A 6437-nucleotide genomic window follows, 5' to 3' on the forward strand; every position below is an offset into this window, starting at 1 on the left:
AGCACTAGAGCCATCCAACCCGAAGGAGCCGAACGTGGCCGAGCTGCAACGCATTCTCTATGTCGAAGACGAACCGGATATTCAGGCGGTCGCCGAACTGGCCCTGGAGACGGTCGGCGGCTTTACCGTCAAGATCTGCGCCTCGGGCGAGGAGGCGGTGCGCGATGCGGAGGCCTTCGCGCCCGACCTGATCCTGCTGGATGTGATGATGCCGGGTATGGACGGACCGTCGACCCTAGAGGCGCTGCGCGGGATTCCGGCGCTGGCCGAAGTGCCGGTGGCCTTCATGACGGCCAAGGTTCAGCCCTCCGAGATCGAGCACTACAAGTCGCTGGGGGCCCGTGACGTGATTGCCAAGCCTTTCGATCCCATGGCGCTCTCGGATCAGGTACGGCGTATCTGGCAGGGGGCCGCATGACGCCGACCGATGCCGAGCAGGCCCTGACCACACGGCTGGAAGAACTGCGATCCCGGTATCTGGAGCGGCTCCCGGACGAGTTCGCCGAATTGAGCGCGCTCCAGGGCAGACTGTCCGGCCAGGAACAGGATCGCGACGTGCTCGATGAGCTGCAGCAGCGTCTGCACAAGCTGGCCGGATCCGGCGGCAGTTTTGGGTGCGCGTCGCTGAGTATCGCGGCGCGCTCTCTGGAGCAGCGGATCGGAGCCTGGCTGGAGGCGAAGGAGTTGTCGCTGGATGCGCCGACGCGCCGGTCTCTGATGGACGAGATCGAGGCTCTCTCTCGTACTGTGCCCGAACGCCCGGAGCGCCCGGCTTTCCGGGTGGCTCCGGAAGCCCGGACAACCTCGGACAATACGCTCGAAGTCTGGTTGGTAGAGGACAACGCGGAGCTGTGCCGGCAACTGCAGCAACAGCTCGAGTCCTTCAACTACGAGGTTCGCGTGTTCCGGAGCATCGATGAGCTCAAGGGGGCGATGGAATCCCGGCAGCCGGATTTGTTGCTCGTTGACGTAATGCTGGAACAGGGGCGCGAAAACGCGACCGAGCGACTGGTGGACTGTCCGCAGGTCCAGGCGCTGGATTGCCCGCTGATCTTCCTCTCCGCGAATGATGACTTCCCGTCGCGTGTGCGCGCGGTACAACTGGGCGCGCAGGGGTATTTCCTGAAACCGTTGGATGTACCCCGCCTGGTAAGCCGCATCTCGCAAATCTTCCAGGAGCGCCACGCGCCGGCGCAGCGAGTGCTGATCGTGGACGATGATGCCGATCTTGCCGAGCATATGCGGCTGGTACTGACCGCGGCCGGGATGGAGGCCTGGGTGCTGGACGCGCCGCGCGAGATCATGGAGACGATCGCCGCGTTCCGGCCGGAACTGGTGCTGATGGATCTGTACATGCCCGAATACGCGGGCACCGACTTGGCGGGGGTGATCCGCCAGCACGAGGCCTACACCCATCTGCCGATTGTCTATTTGTCCGCGGAAACCGATATCGAGCGCCAGATCGACGCCATGGGCCGGGGCGCGGACGACTTTCTGACCAAGCCGATCTCCGACCTGCAGCTGGTGGCGGCCGCGCGTGCGCGGGTCGCGCGGGCTCGCCAGCTGGAGGAGCGGATCAACAAGGACAGCCTGACCGGGTTGCTCAAGCACGCCAGTATCAAGGAGGCCGCCAACCGGGAGGTGCTGCGCGCCCGCCGGATCGGTCGGCCGGTCACGCTGGCGATGCTCGATATTGACCACTTCAAGGTGGTTAATGACACATACGGGCACGCCGTAGGGGACGTGGTGATCAGCTCGATCGCAACCTTGCTGCGTCAGCGCCTGCGTCAGTCCGATATCATCGGCCGCTACGGCGGAGAAGAGTTCGTCGCGGTGCTGCCGGAATGCGAAGCGGAGCATGCCCGGCGGGTGCTGGAGGATATCCGCCGGAACTTTGCGTCACTGGATTTCGGCCGCAAGGGCGAGCGCTTCGGTTGCACCATCTCCATCGGCATGGTGTGTTCGGCCGACTACCCAGACCAGGATGGCCCCGAACTGCTGGTCGCCGCCGACGAGGCGCTCTACAAGGCCAAGCGCGGTGGTCGTAATCAGGTCCAGCAGGGGGTCCCGGCTCACACGCGCGAGGTCACGGACTAAACAGGGTGCGATGTGGCGACTTGCACGACGTGCTGCATTTGAACCCTACCCCGTTAGCAATCGGTGAGCCGCAGCCCCGATCACCCGGATCACGTTCGCGGCTGGGACCCGCCCAACGCCGAACAGCCGTTGATTGGTGCCGCGGGCGGCGTCTTCCGGGGGGCACACTCGCTCATTCGGGTTCGGAATAGGCGGTATCTCGCCTGTGGCGCAGCAGGTCCAGCATCGCGTCGATGAAGTCGTCGTCGAAGGCGAAGGGATCCAACCGGGCGCTAGCCGAAGCGTTGCAGAAGCCAGCGAACGTCCATGGCTGCAGCGACTATTTCATCGACCACTCGCCGGATCCCAGGCCCACCAGTGACTGCTCAGGCAGCACCCGGCCCCCCTAGTGGCGGTCAATACACGTCCAAATGGTGCAGCTGGGCGTCGCGTCTTCCTCGTAGGCATGTCATCAAAGTCTATATTCCGATGCCCACATGGCTAGGTGTGATCTCTCAATAGGTTGTCCACGGGGCGTCCTCCTTGGAATGGCTAAGTCGGCAAACTCAGCATCCTTCGGAGTCGCCCCGTGGACAACCTATTGAGAGATCACACCTAGGCGGCTGAGTGTGCCGGTCCGTGAGGGTGGTAGCTTTTGTGCCTTTGTTCGCTACCGCGCAGACGGGTGGAGCCATTTCCGAGAAACTTTCCGTTGCTTGTCGGTGGATGCTGATCGGCATCCACCTTTATCCCACCACAGCAACGGGAAATAGCCATGAATACACCAGGCAGTAGCGAACACGCCACCACCGATCGCATCTCGGAGCGCGCTCACGAGACTGTAGACCAGGCCGCCAAGGGCGCCGGCAAGGCCGAAGAACGGATCCGCCATGGGGCGGCGAGCGCGGAGGAGAAAGCCAAGGAGGCCGGGGCGAAGGTCAAGGAGCAATCCGAAGAGGCCCTGCAATCGGTTAGTGGCTTCGTGCGGGAAAATCCTTTGCTTTCCCTGGGTCTCGCATTCGCGGCGGGGACCTTGGTGGCTGCTTTACGGCGCCGTTGATCGTGTTCCGTGGCCACCAGTTAAGGCAGGAGGCCGCGCATTTGCGCGGCCGAATTGATCACGGTGCCGGCCTTGTTCGCTGGCGGATCGACCGCTTGCTGCACCGGGCACGGGCCCTGGCCCGCCGGCCTGCTGTGCTGGCTATTGCCTTTGGGTGTGGCCTGTTGGCCGGTCGCCTGGATATGCCCGGCATCAAATATACCTATGGAATCCTGGCGGGCCAGATGAAAGCCTGGCGGATTGCATCCAGTCTGATCGGCTCGCCGCTTCGCTGACCGCGACCTATTTCTCGGGGCGCTGCGGTTCTGCTTCCGGGGGTTGCTGCTCTGCAGCGTCAACGAGCGATCTCGCCTGGACGAGCAAGCTGTTAACGCTCGCCCGGCTTTCACGGAACGTGAGGTCCCGGGTGATGTGCCGGAGTCGCCAGAAGGCCAGCGCCGCCAGCACCAGATGTGCCAGCGTTACCGTCAGCAGCGCGCCCGTCAGGCTGAAGGCCTGCAGGCTGGCCAGGGCGACCACCAGACTCGCCCCGGCAAACAGCCAGCCGCCCACCAACAGAAGCGCAATCATCACGGTGAGCCCGATCATCATCAGCACCGTGTGTCCGAACAGCCGCGCCTCTACCGCAAGAAGGCGAGCGATGTCCGCCGCCAGGGTCTTCAGGATTTGCGTGATGTCCTGGCTGCGGTCGTGACCGCCATCCTCGTCCTGACTGGGATCTGTTTCCTTCATGGTCGTGCGTCCTCCCGGCTACTCAGCGCGTGTTTCAGGCTGGACTTGATTTCACCCCAGATGGCCACAAAGAACGCCGTCAAAGGAATCGCGAGTACCATCCCGATAATCCCGTTCAGGGCTGTGCCCCAGAAGAACAGGGAAATGATGACAAGTGCGGGGTGCAGGCCAGAGCGGTTGGACATGATCTTCGGCGTCAGCAACCAGCTTTCGATCAGTTGTATCACTGCGAACGCCAGTACGGTCAGCATCAATAGCTCAATGCCGCCATCCGGCTGAAGGTAGGCCAGGGGCAGAATCACCAACAGTCCGATCAGGGTTCCCAGGAAGGGGACGATATTCAGCAGTCCCAGCACGAGCCCGGCAAGCACGCCGTATTGCAGGCCGATCAGCGTAAAGCTGAGCGCATACAGGGCACCCATGATCATGGCGATCATCAGTTGGCCCTGGAAGAAGGCGGTGATGTATCCCACGAAAACATCCATGAAATAGAGAATTTTCTGCTGAGTGCGCCCTTGGAATATGGATAACAGTTCCGATGCCTTTCCCCGCAGCGAGTCACCCGAGAGCAGCGCGAAGAAGAGAAACAGCGGAACGAAGCTGATACCCGCCAATATCCCCAAATAGGAGATAACGGTCTTTCCGGTGACTTCCAGAGAAGACTCGGACTCCTCCCCATTGCCGGCTTCCAGGCGTTCCGAAATCATGGCGCTAATTTCTGGAAAGTAAAAAGAAAAATGATCCTCCCAGCGCGCCAGGGTCTCGGGCAAGGCGGTTAACAGCTGAACGATCTGGGCGGTCAGGGTGGGGACAAGAAAGAACAACAGGGCGCCGACCCCAAGAAAGAAGATCGCCATCAGCAGCATGATGGCCAGCCATCTGGGCAAGCGAAGCCGGGTCTCGAGAAAATTCACCACTGGATGGAGCACCAGCGCCAGGATGCCTGCGATCGAGAGCGACAGGAGGAGGTTGTAGAACGTGCTCAGTATCCAGCCTAGAGACCACGCAACAATCGCGATCAGCGCGGTCAACGCCACCAGGGCCAGCAAGACCGCCGTATAGCGGAACAAGCGAAGCTCGGCGGCGTTGAACAGTCGTTTATGCGGGCGTAACCCGGCGCGGTCCTGAGCAGCCCTCCCGCCCCCTTCATCGAGGGATTCCTCCGTGTCGTGGGGCATTGTGGGGGGCCTGGCTCAGGTCCTTGACGATTTGCCGAAGAAGAACAACCCGACACCGGCCGCTGCGGAAGCCGCGCCCAGGACCAGAAACCAAATGGTGGAGTCCGTGAAACGGCCGGTAACGGCCTCGGTCACCTGGTCGCCGAGACTTTGGGAGGAGCGATACGCAAAGAACAGCAGGATCAGGCCCACAACAATCAAAACAACTGCCAGGATCTTGTTCAGTGCCAGAGTTTCATTAGTCGCCATGGTTAATCGTCCTAATGGATGAGGGGTCGTTATTCAATGATGGCGTGCGGGAAAAGTCGCGATGTTGGAAACCGCAACCGTCAATAGTGACCACCATGCATGGGGGCGCCTACACGGTTAAGCCGGCCACAAGGTTCCACCGGTACTTCGCGCGATCACCCCGCAGCGTCATCCCTGGCGTAGTAGGAATCCACAGTTGAATGCCAGGTTGCGTCGGCCATGTTGGGCCATTCATCCTTGGGAAACCCTGGTGCGTTCTTTAACCACTCGGGATCGGCGTCAAGCAAAAATCGCTTGTGCTCCTTGTCGTGCTTCAAGGCCTTCCACGGGATCGCGAATAAACGATCACCCATGCCTAGAAAACCGCCTGAGGCCAGGACCGCGTACCGTATTTCGCCCTCGCTGATGTCAAGCATCACGTCCAGGATCTTGCCGAGCTTCTCTTCCCGCAGGTTGCAGACCTCGTCACCGGTTATGGTGCTGGCGCTCACTAGCGTGGGTCCGACATGTGTGTCGTTGGAGGTTTCTTGGCCACTTTCCGAGCCGGGTGCAGAGCCGATCATTCGGTTTTCTTCTGGGCGTCGCTCTTGAGGTCCCCGTACTTGGCTTGAGCCTTGCCGGCATGCTTTTCGGCCTTACCCTTGACCTCGGTGCTCTTGTCGCCGGTCGCCTTGCCAGCAACTTCTTTTAGCTTCCCTTTGGCTTCTTTCCCATGACCTTTGCTTTGATCCTTGTTCATCAGATGATCTCCAGGTGGTGGTAGCGCTCGTTGTCGGCCGCTTCCTCGCGGTCAGTAGAGGCAGCTTGAAGCTTCCAAACTAGGGCAAGCCCGGGGGTGGGTCTGTGCGCTGCCCAACATATACAGAGGCCCTGTGTCGCCTTCCCGTAAATTCGGTCCATTGAAAACTGGAGGTTTCCGGGGTGTGTAACTGCCGGTATTCGACCGGCGTCAGGTCCCCCAGCGAGTCGTGAGGGATGGTTTCGTTGTAGTCCTGCAGCCACTGCTCGGTGTGTTCCCGGACTTCGGTCAGCGTTCGGAAGACGGAGAGGTCCAGGACCCCGCGGCGGTAGCTGCCGTTGAACCGTTCGATGAAGCCGTTCTGCATCGGTTTGCCCGGCTGGATGAAGCTCAGTTCCACGCC

At 61.2% G+C, this 6437-nt stretch carries 9 protein-coding genes and 2 pseudogenes; 4 read left to right on the forward strand and 7 right to left on the reverse strand.

From position 1 onward, the window contains the following. Positions 1–34 precede the first annotated feature (34 nt). Together F618_RS0112790 and F618_RS0112795 are read left to right on the forward strand one after the other, a co-directional pair. Complete coding sequence (locus F618_RS0112790) at positions 35–418, forward strand: response regulator (RefSeq protein ID WP_018650426.1); 384 nt, start codon at positions 35–37, stop codon at positions 416–418. Then, positions 415–2097 (forward strand): diguanylate cyclase, encoded by a 1683-nt coding sequence (locus F618_RS0112795; protein WP_019568797.1) that lies wholly within the window; start codon positions 415–417, stop codon positions 2095–2097. Before F618_RS0112790 ends, F618_RS0112795 begins: the two co-directional genes overlap by 4 nt. 45 nt (positions 2098–2142) lie before the next feature. Here F618_RS0112795 and F618_RS16240 read toward each other — a convergent pair. After that, positions 2143–2476 (reverse strand): annotated as a pseudogene (locus tag F618_RS16240) (blue light sensor protein); the annotation flags it as partial. Between the two features lie 375 nt (positions 2477–2851). Between F618_RS16240 and F618_RS0112805 the strand changes: the two are divergent. Both F618_RS0112805 and F618_RS0112810 read left to right on the forward strand, forming a co-directional pair. Further along, entirely contained in the window at positions 2852–3136 is a 285-nt protein-coding gene (locus F618_RS0112805) for a YqjD family protein (protein WP_019568798.1), read from the forward strand. A gap of 41 nt (positions 3137–3177) precedes the next feature. Then, entirely contained in the window at positions 3178–3411 is a 234-nt protein-coding gene (locus F618_RS0112810) for a hypothetical protein (RefSeq protein ID WP_018146292.1), read from the forward strand. A gap of 7 nt (positions 3412–3418) precedes the next feature. Here the strand turns inward: F618_RS0112810 and F618_RS0112815 are convergent, their stop codons facing one another. The 6 genes and pseudogenes from F618_RS0112815 to F618_RS14940 all read right to left on the reverse strand — a co-directional run. Continuing rightward, the gene (locus F618_RS0112815) at positions 3419–3868 is read right to left on the reverse strand and encodes a hypothetical protein (protein WP_018167967.1); all 450 of its coding nucleotides are present in this window, start codon (positions 3866–3868) and stop codon (positions 3419–3421) included. Further along, positions 3865–5046, reverse strand: coding sequence for an AI-2E family transporter (locus F618_RS0112820; protein WP_019568799.1), 1182 nt, complete (start codon positions 5044–5046; stop codon positions 3865–3867). The genes F618_RS0112815 and F618_RS0112820 overlap by 4 nt, the downstream gene beginning before the upstream one ends. A 15-nt stretch (positions 5047–5061) precedes the next feature. Further along, on the reverse strand, positions 5062–5295 hold the full coding sequence (locus F618_RS0112825; protein WP_019568800.1) for a DUF3185 family protein: 234 nt from the start codon (positions 5293–5295) through the stop codon (positions 5062–5064). 155 nt (positions 5296–5450) lie between these two features. Then, a complete protein-coding gene (locus F618_RS0112830; protein WP_026331234.1) occupies positions 5451–5858 on the reverse strand; it encodes a PRC-barrel domain-containing protein in 408 nt (135 codons plus the stop codon). Then, entirely contained in the window at positions 5855–6034 is a 180-nt protein-coding gene (locus F618_RS0112835) for a CsbD family protein (RefSeq protein ID WP_019568802.1), read from the reverse strand. The genes F618_RS0112830 and F618_RS0112835 overlap by 4 nt, the downstream gene beginning before the upstream one ends. Before the next feature lie 157 nt (positions 6035–6191). Next, positions 6192–6437, reverse strand: a pseudogene (locus tag F618_RS14940) (transposase); the annotation flags it as partial.

The organism is Thioalkalivibrio sp. ALMg13-2 (assembly GCF_000381185.1).
In the GTDB taxonomy this organism is placed as follows: Bacteria; Pseudomonadota; Gammaproteobacteria; order Ectothiorhodospirales; family Ectothiorhodospiraceae; genus Thioalkalivibrio; species Thioalkalivibrio versutus.